Origin of the sequence: Cognatundibacterium griseum, assembly GCF_014284195.1 — a bacterium.
GTDB classification, from domain to species: Bacteria; Pseudomonadota; Gammaproteobacteria; order Burkholderiales; family Burkholderiaceae_D; genus Undibacterium; species Undibacterium griseum.
The window spans coordinates 90925-106203 of the sequence record NZ_JACOGC010000001.1 but is presented as its reverse complement, the minus strand read 5'-3'; the positions used below and the strand labels follow the sequence as shown (position 1 = coordinate 106203).

The following is a 15279-nucleotide window of genomic DNA, read 5'->3' as shown; positions in this document are numbered from 1 at the left end:
GTCGTCCGTATCAGCCCGGAACGTCGGAAAGACTATACGGCGGATTGCTTACACCAGACTTTATCCTGCCCGCTGCCGCAACCCGGCATGCCATGTTTTTACAGATGTCACGGCAGGCTGATCTCATCAGACATCACACTTACTTGGCGACCGGCATAGTGAATTCCGCTCCTTTGCCGATGCTGTCCGGCCAGCGCTGCATGATGGATTTGTAGCGTGTATAAAAACGGATGCCCTCTTCACCATAAGCATGCTGATCGCCGAACAGCGAACGCTTCCAGCCGCCGAAAGAATGCCATGCCATCGGCACCGGAATCGGCACATTGATGCCGACCATCCCGACCTGAATGCGGCGGGAAAATTCACGCGCAGTATTACCGTCCGATGTGAATAAAGACACGCCGTTTCCGAATTCATGGCGATTGATCAGTTCTACTGCCGAAGCAAAATCCGGCACGCGGACGATGCACAATACCGGGCCGAAAATTTCTTCACGGTGAATTTTCATGCCTTCTTTCACATGGTCGAACAAAGTACCGCCAAGGAAAAATCCTCCGGCATGTCCCGGCACGCTCAGGCCGCGACCGTCCACCAGCAATTGCGCACCTTCGGCCACGCCATCTCCGATATAGCCTTCAATCTTTGCCTTATGCACAGCCGTGACCACCGGCCCCATTTCGGCATCGGCTTCCATGCCGTTTTTGATCTTGAGCGCCTGCACGCGCGGGATCAAAGCCGCGACCAGTTTGTCTGCCACCTCGCCAACCGCCACAGCCACGGAAATCGCCATGCAGCGTTCTCCCGCCGAGCCATAGGCCGCTCCCATCAGCGCATCAACTGCCTGCTCCAGATTAGCGTCCGGCATCACCACCAGATGATTTTTCGCGCCGCCCAGAGCCTGAACCCGCTTGCCCAGCCGCGTGCCTTCGCTGTAAATGTATTCGGCAATCGGGGTCGAACCGACAAATGACACTGCCGCCACATCAGGATGTTGCAACAAACCGTCCACCGCTGCCTTATCACCTTGCAATACATTGAATACGCCATCCGGCAGGCCGGCTTTTTTAAACAGCTCGGCGATGAACAAAGAACAGGAAGGATCACGTTCCGACGGTTTCAGGATAAAGGTGTTGCCGGTGGCGATCGCCAGCGGCGCCATCCACATCGGCACCATGAAAGGAAAATTGAACGGCGTGATCCCCGCTGTCACGCCTAAAGGCTGGCGCAGATTGTAATTATCGATACCGCCGCCAATATTGTCGGAAAACTGCGACTTCAGCAGTTGCGGCATACCGCAGGCAAATTCAACGACCTCAATACCGCGTGTGACTTCACCCATTGCATCGGACAATACTTTGCCATGTTCACGCGTAATCAGCGCAGCGATTTCGCGGTGATGCGTATCGAGCAGCTCTTTGAACTTAAACATCACCCGGGCACGCTTGAGCGGCGCAGTCTCGGCCCATGCCGGGGCAGCTGCCTTGGCCGCAGCCACGGCGGCATTGACGGCATCCTGATCAGCCAGCGCCACCTGAGCCACGACTTCACCGGTGGCGGGATTAAACACGTCCTGCTGACGACCGCTGGCCGAATTCATTACCTGACCATTTACATAATGCTGAATCATGAATGTCATAAGAAATCCTTAGTCAAAATTAGAAACTCGATAGCAGATTAATCGACTCGCCATAGCAAATCCAATGAGTTATTATCAACAGCAATATAAGCATTTTTTATAAAGCATTCACCCGCAATGCGGGTTTTCCGGTTCAGGAGCTGTCATGGATATTGTCCAGCTGCGTTCTTTCGTTACCGTCGCCCGTGAAGGAAATCTGACCCGTGCGGCAGAAAAACTTCATTTGACGCAACCCGCTGTGAGCCTGCAGATCAAAGGACTTCAGGAAAGCCTGAATCTGCAGCTGTTCAGCCGCAGCGCCAGCGGCATGCGTCTGACCAACGACGGCGCGAAATTGCTGCCGTATGCCGAACGTGTGCTCGGCACAGTGACCGAATTCCGTCAGGCGGCAGATTCCCTGCATTCAACCATCAGCGGCGAACTGGCGATCGGCACCATTCTCGATCCGGAATTTACCCGCCTCGGCGTGTTCCTGAAACGGCTGGTCGAAACCTATCCGCAATTGTCGACACGCCTGCAACAAGGTATGTCCGGTTCGGTGCTGCAACAGATACGGGCTGGAACGCTGGATATCGGCTTTTATATCGGAGAGATCCCTGACGATGGAAAAACACCCTGCCACAGCACGGTACTGACCCATTTCACTTACCGCGTGGTGGCGCCCGGAGGCTGGCATACCCGGGTACTGGGCCAGCCATGGGAGAGCCTGGCGCAGCTGCCCTGGATCTGGACCCCGCCGGAATCGGCGCATCATCGCCTGCTGAGTAAAATTTTTGCCACGCTCGGCGTGACGCCGAATAAAGTAGCGCTGGTGGATCAGGAGCCGTCAATGCTCGATCTCGTCAAATCCGGCGTAGGTCTGAGCCTGATCCGGGATTCGATTGCGATCCGCGAAGCCCATGCGCATGGGCTGGTGATTGCAGACGCCGTCAGCGTGGAAACCCAGTTAAGCCTGATCTGTCAGGAAAAACGAAAAAATGAAGCCATGATTGCAGCCGCATTCCAGTTGGTCCGGCAATGCTGGCAATTATTGATATAAACCGTAATTGATACGACAAGTCAGTTTACAATGCCCGGCTATGATGCCGTATTTCGACCGAACCTTCCGGGGAAACTGATCGTGTCCAATCCACGCACGCTGGCTCTTTTTCTGGCAATCACCACTGCTGCTCCTGTTCCGGCTGGTGCAGGAAATATCCGCTTGCTGATACAGGAATTTGCACCTTTCACTTATACGGATAAAGATGGGCAGATCCGCGGCTACGTAACAGAAAAAATGATGGAAATCATGAAGCGTGCCGGGGAGACGCCCGTGATCAGCAGCACCTCACTGGCCCGCGGACTGAGTGCGGTATCAAGCGAGGACAACACCTGTCTGTTTGCATTCCGCCGTACGCCGGAGCGGGAAAATTCCTATCAATGGGTTGGCCCACTGACCACCGACACCTGGGTTTTATATGGCCGGAAAAACGATACCCGCCTTCTGAAAAAACTTGAAGATGCCAGCCCCTACACCATCGGCTCTTATAAGAATGCTGCAACCGGCCTGCAGCTGATGGCTCAGGGATACCACATTGTATTTGCCGGTGAAGATGAGGAAAACCCGCGACTGCTGGTAAATAAACGTATCGACTATTGGATCGTTTCAGAGCTGCACGGTATGCATATCGCACACCAGCAAGGTTATGCCGGTGATATCGTGCAGGCCATCCGGTATAAAACCATGGAACTCAATATGCTGTGCAACCTTCATATGGAAAAAAAGCGGATTGAACTGTTCAATAAACTCAATAAAGACATCGACAACGACGGCACCATGGAAAAAATTTTACGTCAATACGGAATCCGATAATGGCACGTTCAACCAAAGCCAGTCACGCAGTACAACGCCTCAAGGAACGCAGCCAGGGGCAGATCTATGCGATGGTCAGCATGGCCGATGGCCGCTTTTTTCTGACGCGTCGCACCGGAGACCAGCCGGCACCTGAAGTATTGTGCGAACCGCTGGAAATCGACGACTTTGTCAGCTACGTCAACAGCCTGGAAAAACAGGCTCCCAAAAAAATCAGCAAGCTGGATCAGGCATTTGAACAAAACCTGCAGCGTGCCAAAAATAAATCCTCTGTCTGAATATTTAATCCCTGTACTGTCATTGAAGGAATCCACCATGAAATCTGCCCTTTCCGCCATATTGCTCAGCATCTGTCTGATTCTGCCAGCCAGCAGTGTCATGGCACAGATGCAAAGCGATACCCAGGAAGTCAGCAGCCGGCTGCAAAAAATCGATGTGAAAACCGGTAACGGTGAAGAAATCCAGCCCGGCAAAACAGCCGTCGTCCATTACACCGGCTGGCTGCATGACCCGCTGGCAGCAAAGGAGCACGGTCACCAGTTTGACAGTTCACGCGGCAGGCCGCCGTTCAGTTTTGTGCTGGGGTCGGGCAAAGTCATCAAAGGATGGGATCAGGGCGTTGCCGGTATGAAAATCGGCGGCAAGCGGACGCTGATTATTCCGCCGGAACTGGCCTACGGCGCACGGGGCGCCGGTGGCGGCATCATCCCGCCGAATGCGGCGCTGATTTTTGATATCGAGCTGATTGATATCCGCTAAACCACCGCAGTTTATTTCATGATGCGATGCGGTACTCTTTCTGTATGCGCAAAAGGCAACCGTGCCTCTTCTTCGCGCAGTATCACCGGATCAAATGTGTAGACAACATAGAAAAAACAGGAAATCGCCAGCACCAGCGCCAGCGTGCCGACGAAAAACAGGGGTTGAAGACCTTCTGGGAAAATATACTGATACCAGCCGATCAGGCTCGATATCACCATCAGCGCAAAAGTCAGATTCATCAAGCGCCGGGATTTCCATCGGGTGGCGGCAGCAAACAACAGCATCACCAGTAAGGACAGCGAAAAACTGATAACTCCGGACACAAGATGACCTTTCTGTTTAAATATTCAGCAATAAATTAGCATAAAAATATATTAATTTCCTGATTTTTTTACAATTATTTGCTTTTTTAGCAGTGTCTTTTTTCCTGAGGAAAAATTATGGCTTATCTGTTAGCGCTGGATCAGGGAACATCCAGTTCGCGCAGTATCATTTTTAACCGCCAGGGGCAGATTGTTGCAGCGGCACAGCAGGAATTCCGTCAGATATTCCCGCAGCCAGGCTGGGTGGAACATGATCCGGCGGAAATCTGGCTGAGTCAGTTTGCAACTGCCCGCCAGGCGTTGCGGAACGCCGGTTTGCAGGCGCAGGATATCGCTGCCATCGGCATTACCAATCAACGGGAAACCACCCTGCTGTGGGATAAACAAACCGGTCAGGTTTTATCGAACGCGATTGTCTGGCAGGACCGGCGCACGGCCAGCATCTGCGAAGCGCTGCGGGCGGATGGTCATGCTGAAACCATCCGGGAAAAAACCGGCCTGATTCTCGATCCGTATTTCTCTGCCAGCAAGCTGCAGTGGCTGCTGCACCATCTGCCAGGCTCCATGCAGCGCGCAGAACGGGGTGAACTTGCATTCGGTACGGTCGATACCTGGCTGGCCTGGCAACTGAGCGAGGGCAAACTGCATGTGACGGACAGCAGCAATGCCTCCCGCACCATGTTGTTCAATATCCATACCGGGCAATGGGATACAGCCTTGCTGGAATTATTCGGCATTCCGGCAGCGATCCTGCCGGAAGTGCATCCTTCCAGCCACCATTTCGGAGATACACATCTGTTCGGCAGCCCGATTCCGATTGCCGGCATCGCCGGTGACCAGCAGGCCGCTCTGTTCGGGCAAGCCTGCTTCACGCCGGGCATGGCAAAAAACACCTATGGCACCGGATGTTTCATGCTAATGCACACCGGACAACAACCGGTCACATCCCATAACGGACTGATCACCACAGCAGCTTGCCAGACCGGAGACCAGGCGCAATACGCCCTGGAAGGCAGTGTTTTTATCGGTGGCGCCGTCGTGCAATGGCTGCGGGACGGGCTCAAGGCGATCCAGCATTCACCGGATGTGGAGGCGCTCGCGGCCAGCGTTCCCGATTCCGGCGGCGTGGTGTTTGTGCCCGCATTTACCGGACTGGGCGCGCCTTACTGGGTGCCGGACGCCAAAGCCGCGATTGTCGGACTCAGCCGCGGCAGCACCGTTGCGCACATCGCCCGTGCTGCCCTGGAATCCATCGCCTTCCAGACCACTGCCGTACTGCAGGCCATGATCAAAGATGCGGTATGTCCGATCACAGAATTGCGCGTCGATGGCGGTGCGGCCGCCAATAATCTGTTACTGCAATTCCAGGCCAACCTGCTGGGTATTCCCGTGGTGCGGCCGCAAGTCACGGAAACCACCGCGCTGGGTGCCGCCTGCCTGGCCGGACTGGGTGCCGGCATATTCAGCCATATCGACGAATGCGCATCGCTGTGGCAGACTGAACGTCAGTTTTTACCGACCATGAGCCGGGATCAGGCGCAGGAATTCATGCAACACTGGGAAACCGCAGTAGGGCGGGTGCGCTGACCGGACAAACAGAGGCAGCCGGGTTCAGCGTAAGCGGCGTGGATTTCGTTTTTTTCAGGGAGACGAAAATGAAAGCGGTTCGATACACACTGGGTTTTCTGTTGCTGCTGGTGCTGGTCATCATCGGTCTGGCCTTACTGCAACCGAATCATTACAGCGTCAGCCGCAGCATTCTGATCAAAGCGGCGCCGGAAAAAATCTATCCCCTGATCGCAACGCCGCGTTTGTGGAAAAACTGGTCAGTCTGGAATCAGCGTGATCCAGCCATGCAGATGCAGTTTTCCGGGCCGGACAGTGGCCAGAACGCGGCCTGGGAATGGAAGAGTAAAACCCAGGGAAACGGCGGCATGCGCTTTACCAGCGCCGTAGCCAATCGGGAACTGGCTTATGAGTTGCATTTCGAAGGCATGGGAAAACCATCGACCGGTACCCTGCGCATAGAAAAAACCGGTGATGGTTGCACTGTACTGTGGGATATGGAGGGCAGCACCGAAGGAAATCTGATGATGAAGCTATTTCAGCCATTTATGGATAGAATGGTGGGTTCCGATTTCGATGCCGGTCTGAAAAACCTCAGAAAAATCGTGGAGCAGGCACCCTGATTTCCGGTATTCCCGCACAACAACAGCAGAATCAGCCATCAGGGCGGCGCATATCATTTCGCTATTAACTCTCATGAAACTCAAGTTTTCCCTGTTGCTGGCCATCAGCCTGATCAGCGGCACCTGTTCTGCACTGGCAACCCCGGCAGCAGGCAAACCGGCTGCCAGCCAGCCCAATACGCCGTCCCAGTCGGTATTCGTGGTTGCCCCCGAGGATTTGCCACAAGCCGCTTCCGGTGTCCGGATCGATGTTCCGACCATGGAGCCGGAAAAAGTCAGGCCCTCCATCCCGGTGACGGCAGCGCAGGTCTGGTCGGGGCCGGTGCCTTTGTCCGGAGCCCTGTTTGTGCTGGTCGCCTCCATGCCGGTACTGGCTTCGCTGTATTTTGCCTACCAGTTATTCCTGTTCATCCGCGCCCGCAAACGTCGTTTATCGATCCGCCACGGAAACGAACCATAAGATTATTTCCAGGCAGTCTGTTTTTCACGAAAACTTCATTGAACTGTCACCGGCCTGTCACCTGAGCCGCCTACAGTCTCCGTATCTATAACAATAGCCGGAGACGATGATGTCCAGCAAAGCACTGATAGATAGCGCGGTTTTCAATTCGACCACAGCTGGCCGCAAAGGCATTGCGGATAAACTGTTTGCTCACTGGTTCAGCCGTCTGGTCTATGCCCAGATCTGGGAAGATCCGCAATCCGACCTGCAGGCGCTGCAGTTGCGTCCCGGCGCCAATATCCTGACGATTTCATCCGGCGGCTGCAATGCGCTCGCTTATCTGTCGGCGGAACCTGCTGCCGTGCATGCGGTGGATCTGAATGCAGCGCATCTGGCAATGCTGAATATGAAACAGCAGGCCATCAAGCATCTGCCCGACTACGATGCAGTACTCGCTTATCTCGGTAACGCCGACCAGACGGACAATCTGAAACGTTACAAGCGTCATATCCGCCAGCATCTCTCGGAGGATGCAGCTAATTTCTGGGAAAGCCGCTCGCTGACTGGCAAACCGCGCTACCACTACTTCACCGATCAGGCTTATCAGCACGGCCTGCTGGGACAATTTATCGGCATTGCGCATGTCTTCGTCCGCATGATGGGCGGCGACATGCGCAAAATGCTGGAAGCACGCAATCTGCAGGAACAAACCAGCCTGTTTGAACGCTACGTCGCACCGGCGTTTGATACCGCGTTATTTAAGCTGATCGCGCGACAACCGCTGGCGCTGTACAGCCTCGGCATTCCGCCATCCCAGTTTGAAGCCCTGAAAAACGATGCCCACGACGGCTTGCACAGCCTGTTCAAGGAGAGAATGCGCCATCTGGCCTGCGATTTCCCGCTCGATCAGAACTGCTTTGCCCAGCAGGCGTTTGGCCGCCGTTACGACACCGGCAAACAGACCGCACTGCCTATGTATCTGCAGCAGGCGCATTTTCCAGCATTACGCCGCAATATCGACCGCCTGCACGCACACCACACCACCCTGACTGATTTCCTCAGCACCCAGCCGCGTGCATCGATGGATGCCTATCTGTTCCTGGATGCTCAGGACTGGATGGATCAGCAGCAAATCACCGCCTTGTGGGAAGAAGTCACCCGCACTGCGGCACCGGGAGCCAAGGTGGTGTTCCGCACCGGCGGCAGCGCCTCGCCGCTGGAAGACAAGCTGCCTGCGGCCCTGCTCGCTGCCTGGCAGACCGACCCAGCCCACAACCGGGCGCTGTATGCGACCGACCGTTCGGCCATTTACGGTGGCATGCATCTGTATCAGAAAATCTGAACAGCACCGGCCTTGAAATGATCAACCATCCATACGTACTCTGATATCTGCTGATTTGAATACCTCTTTACCACCACGCATGGTGGCCGATGCCCTGTGGTTGCTGACCGCACGTTCACGCGGCGGCAGCCACTGGGTCAGCAATACCCATTGCGATATCCAGACCGCCGACATCGGTGGTCATCCTTATCCGGTCAGCCTGCTGGACGACAGCGACTGGCAGGAAAGCTACGTATCCAGCCCGCGTTCCACCTGGTTGCGGTATGCGCGCCAGGAAGCCCTGCGCCAGTTGTCGCCGCCATTATCCGCATTGCTGAAAGCCGGATCCTGCCTGATTTTCGGCCCGCTGTCGGCGCTGCTACAGGCAAGCAGGCTGGATCAGGCAGCCATCATCGGCAATCATCTGGTATCGACCAACCTGTATCCGGCCTGGAGCCATCCCGAGTTGCAGTGCATGACAGAAGCCATGAGCACCCGCCACCCGCAACGACCACTGATGATGCGCAATATCTGCCCGGAAGTATCCCCCGGCCTGATGCAGCATCTGCAACAGCTGGGCTGGAACATGGTGCCGGCACGCATGATCTATCTGTGCGACCCGCAACAAAAAACTGTCTGGAAACATAATCACGTCAAACAAGATGCCCGTCTGCTGCAGGACGGTCAGGTGGAAATCGTTTCGCAGGATCAACTGACCAGCGGCGATCTGCCTGCCTTGCGCCAGCTGTTCCGGCAATTATTCATCGACAAACATTCCTACCTGAATCCGGATTTCAGTCTGGCATTTTTTGAACTGTGTCTGGAAACACGCTTCCTGGAACTCAAAGCCCTGCGCTGGCAGGGCCGCTGGGTCGGAATTCTGGGTCTGTATGCCCCATCCTGCAGCAACTGGCTGACGACACCATTGATCGGCTACGACACCAGCCTGCCGCAGGAGCTCGGCTTATACCGCCGCCTGATGGCATTGCTGCTGCACGAAGCCCGCCAGCGCCAGCTCGGACTGCATTACAGTTCCGGCGCCAGCCAGTTTAAACGGGCCCGCGGCGGCGTTCCAGCACTGGAATACACCGCAATCTACGACCGGCATCTGCCCAACCGGCCCAAAAGATATATCCGCTTATGGGAAAAACTATTCCAGCAATGGGTGCCGGGTTTGCTGAAACGCGCTGACAAACTGGCATAAACGCTGCGAATCAGCATCAATCCTCCCGAATAAACACCTATTCAATACCGGCAAAATGCTCAAATTTGTCATTTCAGGCATGCTTTAGCCTGTGGATAAGGCGCTGCATATCCCCAGACGGTTTTGGGGAAAACTCCTTTTTTGACAATGTCCTGTTTTTTTATCCCGAAACTATGCGCCAGTCATACAAAAATTATCCGAAGACCTGTCCTGCAGCTAAACGATTGTTTACGTGGATAAATAGTGAGTTATCCACAAAAAATGGCGCCGTTAACTATTACTACTATGTATATATAAACTAAATACTATAAAAAACGGCTTTTTCTCGTATAGCTCAAAATCTGGAAATTTGTTAAACCCTCAAAATGACATCGTCAAAAAGAAAGTTCGCAGGATTCGTTTTGACAATCCGTTTGCGTCTGGCACAGTAAAACGACTGTTCCTGACAAGCCATGCAAAAAATACTTCAGACTTTTGCCAAATTCTGGTCATGAACTAATTCATGACGGATGAATGTCATGTCCTTCTGCCAAAAAACAGATTTGCGATTGCCGACAAGCTCGCAATGAACTCACAAACCAGCTAATGAGTCGCACTAAAGTGCTTTTTGTAATGCACTGGCTGATGATATTTCCTGAATCAGACCGTAAAACAGCCCGGAATCAGGCTAAAAACAACCTGAAAACAACAGTTTGAAAATATTTATTGTGGATAAGTGCGGCGATATCCACTACATAGCTTGTGCGCAACAAACACAACTGACGCCATGCGTATTTTTGTCCAATTTTTATCATGCAGATATACAGACTTTTTTCACCTGTTTATCCTTGCGCTAATTCAATGATTCTGTGGATGTTTACTTAGTTATCCACAGTCAGTAGTGGCCGTTAACAATCACCACTATGTATATATAAACTTATTCAAGTTAACACTATCCACAAGCTGCGGCAGCGAAAAAACCATCGCGCTGAATTTCCTTTAGAATCCGTTACTTACCAGACCGGAACAGTTTCAGAATATCGAAATTGGCCAGCTGCGGCAGTGTTTTCTGTTGACGGGACCAACAAGCCAAGCACTGCGGGCGGGGCTGCTGTGCGCATCGCATTCTGAATCAGACTAAGGACGGTAAGCAGGGATGAGAATGAATTTTTTACGCTGATTTTTCTGATGAATTTACGTTTATTGCAAGTGCAAGATGCCGATATGATTGCCAGCCTGTGGCTGCGCGGCGCTGCAGAAAGCGCGCAGACGGACAGTGCGTATCAGCCGCAGATTTCTTTAGCTGGATATGCAGGTCTCCTGCGTGACAAATTGCAAAGCGGAGACAGCCTGGGCTGGGGATTATTCGCTGAAGAAGATGGGCAGTTGCTGGCGTATCTGACAGCCCAGGTGCGTTATCCGGAACAGGAATTCAGTCAGCAGCCTTATCTGTGTCTGCTGGATCTGGATGTGCATGTCGCAGCCCGCCGGCAGGGATGCGCGGCTCGTCTGGTCAGTGCCGCAAAAGCGCATGCACAACAACATCAGCTCAGTCATATCGAAGTCAGCTGGCTGAGTGCCGACCCACAGGCAGCGGCTTTCTGGGCCAGTCAGGGAGCGGCGCCCTTCCTGAGCCGTGGCCGCATTCATACCGCCTGAAAAATTCCTTGTGAACAGACTGACAACAGACGGGCAATAACCCGGATTTTTATAAAAAAAGGGGGGGTATATGAGAAATCTGGCTGATTCCCCAGAAATATAAAGGGGAAATTTATATACTGAGGGGGAGTATATTTTCCTGAAAAAAGGATTTTGCAGGTATTTAGGAGTCAGTTTCAGGCGGCTATGCGTTTGAAATTGAAGGGAAAAATGTCAGGCTCTGTCAAGTCTTATTGGTACTTATCCACAGGAATTTGTGTATAAATTGGGGATAAAAAAAAGCCCTTACCTTGTCAGGCAGGGCTTTTTAACGCAGTGCTTGCAGCCGGGATTTTTCAAGCATCAGCCAGGATCGTTTTTGCAACGATGCGGTTATCCGGCAACTTTCCAGTAGCGTGCATGAGCGGTGACAGGCACTGCGACAGCTTCACAGCGACATCAGAAACGATGACGCATGCCAATGGTGAATTGCTTGTTGCCGAGACCGGGTTCCTCGCTGTTGCCTTCCGTATAGGCCGCCCCGTTCTGATTACGGATCAGCGCATACGACGTGTAGATGTCTGTCCGTTTGGAAAGCGCGTACATATAAGCCAGTGCATATTGCTGCGCATCCTGATTCAGCGTGGTTTTATCATCTTTCCGGATATAGCTTGCAACCACGGTGCTGGCACCGAAAGGCACCGAAACTCCCAGCAGCAGGTCGGTACTGTCAGTCGAGGCAACGGGCGCGGCACCGCCAAAGCTGGCGGCGGTATTGTTCAGTGCGGCGCTGTTCGGACCGCGGTCGATGGCATAGCCGAAATACAGTTTCGCCGCACCGAAATCATAGTTGGCGCCGATCAGGAAATTGCGTGCAGAATCCGTATTCTTGATACTGGCATTGTCATTGTTCTTGAGGTGGTAAGCGACCCGCCAATTCCACGGTCCCTGGCTGTAACCGAAAGAGCCGCCGATGGCACTGGCAGCATGCACATCGCCGCTGATTTCACCCGCTGCATACATCAGGTCTGCGCTGTAACCGCCGAAGCTGGCGCTTCTGACCAGAATGGAATTTCCGGCCCGGAAACCGGTGGCAGCCATCAGATTGTTGGAGCGGGCAATACCGTTGCGCAAAGGGTCCACCACGGTGTTGAGCGTGGTGAAATAAGGCGTGTCCTGCAAGCCGAGCGATACCGTGCCCAGCGTATTACTGAGACCGACAACAGAGGTGCGTCCGAACAGCGTACCGTTTTGGGTGGAACCGCCGGTATCGGCATGAACGCCGCCTTCCAGCACATAAAAGGCAGACATGCCCTGGCCCAGGTCTTCTGTACCACGGAAACCCCAGCGGCTCTGGGTAGCCATACCGCTGGTGAGGCGCACTGAGCTGCCATTGATGCCACCCTGATCGACTGATACGCCCACATCCATCACGCCGTACATGGTGACGGCGCTTTGCGCCAGCGCAGCGTGGCTGAACAGTGCCAGACTGGTGAAACCGATTCCGGTGATCCAGGTGAGTTGCTTAATTTTTTTCATGATGTGTCTCTTTTATCGAAGGAAAGGCACGCAGGAAGCCCCGGCTCCTGCGGAACCTGTTGTTAATCATTTAGTGTGAGAAGCGGTAAAGCTGGCCAGGACTGGCGCGTTGTTTTGTCATGCCACAACGTTCCCCTGGCCGGGACCTGATGCATCCGCCGGATTTGCTGATTGCGCAGTGGTTTAATTCACTGTACTGACTCAGCAATACGTGCGGATGATGATCAACAGCCGGCAATCAGGAGTGCTGACTGACGGCCGGTTCGGCAATCGGCTCGATTTTTCCAAGCACGAAGACGAAAGAAATAATGCCGACCAGTAAAATTATTCCGGCGACAAAGAAAGCATTGGTGAATGAATTGGTGGCGCCGACGATGTAGCCGGTGACAATCGGCGCTGCGGCACCCATGAGATTATTCACAAAATTCATGATGCCGCCGATGGTGCCGGCTCCGCCTTTCGGTGCAATCAGCGAAGGCAGCGACCAGCCGACCGGTGCGGCTGAAGCCAGACCGCCGAGTGCAATCGAAATCCAGAAAATCGCCCAGACCGGATCCACCGTCTGAGTGGCGCCGAATACCGCCAGACCAAACAACATACCGATGATCAGCACGGTTTTGCGGACTCTGGATTCATCACACCCACGTGAAATCAGGTGATCGATCAGCCATCCACCGACGAACAGATCCGTCAGCGTGGCAAATACCCAGGGAATGGCCGCATAGCCGGCAGATTTCAGAATACTCATGTGCATGGTTTGCACCAGATAGCCCGGCAGCCAGGTCAGGAACAGGTAAAACGAATAACCATACGCCGCAAAGCCTATCGTCAGGCCCCAGACTTTGGTCTGGCGCAGCAGATAGCCGAGCATGCCGATGGCGCCATTATCTGCCTTGCCTTCCGGTGCTGCACCGCCTTGCTGAATATAATCCAGCTCGGCCCTTGATAAATGCGGATCAGCGCTCGGATCACGGTAAAAAATCAGGAAAGCAAAAAAATACATAAAACTCAGCATAGCCGTGAGCGCAAAGCCCCAGCGCCAGCCGAAACTCACTACCACCACTGCCACCAGCGGCACGCCGATGACATTGGAAAACTTGGCGGCAGCATCAAAAATGGCGGTTGCCAGCCCGCGCTCCTTGCGCGGAAACCAGTAACCGGTTGCCTTGGAACTCACCGGAAACGCCGGTGCTTCTGCAATGCCGAGCAGAATCCGCGCAAAAAAGATCCCCGCAAAACCGCTGGACAAGGCGGTGATGGTGGAAGCGATACCCCATAAAAAGGCGCCGTAGCGACCGACTTTGGTGGGGCCGAATTTATCCAGCACCATGCCGACCGGAATCTGCAAAATCGCATACGACCAGGCAAATGCGCTGAACAGCAAGCCCATTTCGACAGAACTCAGTTTGAACAAGTCCTGAATCTGCGGCGCGGCAACTGACAGGCCGATACGGTCGATATAGTTGATCAGCACGCCGATACCGAGCAGTGCGCCGATACCCCAGCGTCGTCGCGGAATGCTGGTGGATTGCGGTGTATTCATGGGTGTCTCCTTGAATCAGTTGTTATAAGCCGGCGCGTCTGGTTTTACTCAGGCAAGATCTGGTCAGGCCAGAACAAATAGTCGCGTCAGTGTGGATAAAAGCGATTAAAAAAATCAGATGTGCGGATATTCAGTTGCGAGCCGTCCAGTCGATGATGTTCTCTATCAGTGCTGCGGGCGGCTGTTCGATATTCAGACGCAGGCCGGTTTCATCGGACTGCAGCATCTGCAGGTCAGCCAGCTGACTGTCGAGCAGCGATAAAGGCATGAAGTGGTCGTTGCGCATACGCATGCGGGTTGTGATCAGTTCACGTTCACCATGCAAATGTACGAATACCAGCGCCGGATCTGCTTCACGCAGCAGATCGCGATAAGCGCGCTTGAGCGCCGAGCAGGATAAGACCAGGCTCTGATGATTGTCCCGGGCAGTGGCAAGCTGCTGCTTTAATTGCTGCAGCCAGTCTGCGCGATCCGTGTCCGTCAATGGAATTCCGGATTGCATTTTCTGTATATTGGCAGGCGGGTGATAGCTGTCGCCTTCGCTGAAAGGGATTGCCAATGCGCTTGCCAGACGCTGGCCGATTTCACTTTTACCACAGCCGCAGACGCCCATGATCACCCAGCGGCGGGGAATGGCGGATGCGGCGGCAGAGTGGGTTTCAGAGCAGTTATTCACAAGATTTCCGTTCAAGAAGCAATTTGCTTAGCTTTATTGTTAGCGCTAACATTTGAACCGGAGTTTAATCCCGGCCGGGAATTTGTAAAGAACATCTGATGCTGCACAGCAGCATAAACATGGTCTCAACGTGCCCGGAAAATGTGCAGTAAAACCATGCAAAAGGCAGGAAAAT

At 53.7% G+C, this 15279-nt stretch carries 15 protein-coding genes; 10 read left to right on the top strand and 5 right to left on the bottom strand.

Annotated features, from left to right (window positions below; all coding sequences use genetic code 11):
• Positions 1–139: 139 nt before the first annotated feature.
• Positions 140–1636, bottom strand: a complete 1497-nt coding sequence (locus H8K27_RS00430) for a CoA-acylating methylmalonate-semialdehyde dehydrogenase (protein WP_186861277.1) — start codon at positions 1634–1636, stop codon at positions 140–142.
• A 145-nt stretch (positions 1637–1781) separates the two neighbouring features.
• On the opposite strand from H8K27_RS00430, the gene H8K27_RS00425 reads away from it, so the two are divergent.
• The 4 genes from H8K27_RS00425 (at position 1782) to H8K27_RS00410 (ending at position 4247) form a co-directional block, all read left to right on the top strand.
• The gene (locus H8K27_RS00425; RefSeq protein WP_186861276.1) at positions 1782–2675 is read left to right on the top strand and encodes a LysR family transcriptional regulator; all 894 of its coding nucleotides are present in this window, start codon (positions 1782–1784) and stop codon (positions 2673–2675) included.
• Positions 2676–2756: 81 nt separating this feature from the next.
• Positions 2757–3488: a substrate-binding periplasmic protein gene (locus tag H8K27_RS00420; protein ID WP_186861275.1), complete on the top strand. Its 732-nt coding sequence runs from the start codon at positions 2757–2759 to the stop codon at positions 3486–3488.
• The gene (locus H8K27_RS00415) at positions 3488–3766 is read left to right on the top strand and encodes a hypothetical protein (protein WP_186861274.1); all 279 of its coding nucleotides are present in this window, start codon (positions 3488–3490) and stop codon (positions 3764–3766) included. The genes H8K27_RS00420 and H8K27_RS00415 overlap by 1 nt, the downstream gene beginning before the upstream one ends.
• A 37-nt stretch (positions 3767–3803) precedes the next feature.
• Positions 3804–4247 (top strand): FKBP-type peptidyl-prolyl cis-trans isomerase, encoded by a 444-nt coding sequence (locus H8K27_RS00410; RefSeq protein ID WP_186861273.1) that lies wholly within the window; start codon positions 3804–3806, stop codon positions 4245–4247.
• An 11-nt stretch (positions 4248–4258) separates the two neighbouring features.
• Here the strand turns inward: H8K27_RS00410 and H8K27_RS00405 are convergent, their stop codons facing one another.
• Positions 4259–4573, bottom strand: a complete 315-nt coding sequence (locus tag H8K27_RS00405) for a hypothetical protein (protein ID WP_186861272.1) — start codon at positions 4571–4573, stop codon at positions 4259–4261.
• Positions 4574–4690: 117 nt separating this feature from the next.
• Between H8K27_RS00405 and glpK the strand changes: the two genes are divergently transcribed.
• The 6 genes from glpK (at position 4691) to H8K27_RS00375 (ending at position 11367) form a co-directional block, all read left to right on the top strand.
• Complete coding sequence (gene glpK / locus H8K27_RS00400) at positions 4691–6160, top strand: glycerol kinase GlpK (RefSeq protein WP_186861271.1); 1470 nt, start codon at positions 4691–4693, stop codon at positions 6158–6160.
• Positions 6161–6228: 68 nt separating this feature from the next.
• Positions 6229–6762: an SRPBCC family protein gene (locus tag H8K27_RS00395; RefSeq protein ID WP_186861270.1), complete on the top strand. Its 534-nt coding sequence runs from the start codon at positions 6229–6231 to the stop codon at positions 6760–6762.
• 73 nt (positions 6763–6835) lie between these two features.
• Positions 6836–7222, top strand: coding sequence for a hypothetical protein (locus H8K27_RS00390; RefSeq protein ID WP_186861269.1), 387 nt, complete (start codon positions 6836–6838; stop codon positions 7220–7222).
• 106 nt (positions 7223–7328) lie between these two features.
• Complete coding sequence (locus H8K27_RS00385; protein WP_186861268.1) at positions 7329–8546, top strand: BtaA family protein; 1218 nt, start codon at positions 7329–7331, stop codon at positions 8544–8546.
• A gap of 55 nt (positions 8547–8601) precedes the next feature.
• Positions 8602–9729: a hypothetical protein gene (locus tag H8K27_RS00380; protein ID WP_186861267.1), complete on the top strand. Its 1128-nt coding sequence runs from the start codon at positions 8602–8604 to the stop codon at positions 9727–9729.
• Between the two features lie 1167 nt (positions 9730–10896).
• Complete coding sequence (locus H8K27_RS00375; protein ID WP_186861266.1) at positions 10897–11367, top strand: GNAT family N-acetyltransferase; 471 nt, start codon at positions 10897–10899, stop codon at positions 11365–11367.
• Positions 11368–11805: 438 nt separating this feature from the next.
• Here the strand turns inward: H8K27_RS00375 and H8K27_RS00370 are convergent, their stop codons facing one another.
• From H8K27_RS00370 to H8K27_RS00360, 3 genes are all read right to left on the bottom strand, one after another.
• Positions 11806–12885 carry a porin gene (locus H8K27_RS00370; RefSeq protein WP_186861265.1) on the bottom strand — a complete coding sequence of 360 codons (1080 nt, stop codon included), beginning with the start codon at positions 12883–12885 and terminating at the stop codon, positions 11806–11808.
• Positions 12886–13123: 238 nt separating this feature from the next.
• Positions 13124–14428 carry an MFS transporter gene (locus tag H8K27_RS00365; protein ID WP_186861264.1) on the bottom strand — a complete coding sequence of 435 codons (1305 nt, stop codon included), beginning with the start codon at positions 14426–14428 and terminating at the stop codon, positions 13124–13126.
• Between the two features lie 130 nt (positions 14429–14558).
• Positions 14559–15104, bottom strand: a complete 546-nt coding sequence (locus H8K27_RS00360; protein WP_329604322.1) for a gluconokinase — start codon at positions 15102–15104, stop codon at positions 14559–14561.
• Positions 15105–15279 lie beyond the last annotated feature (175 nt).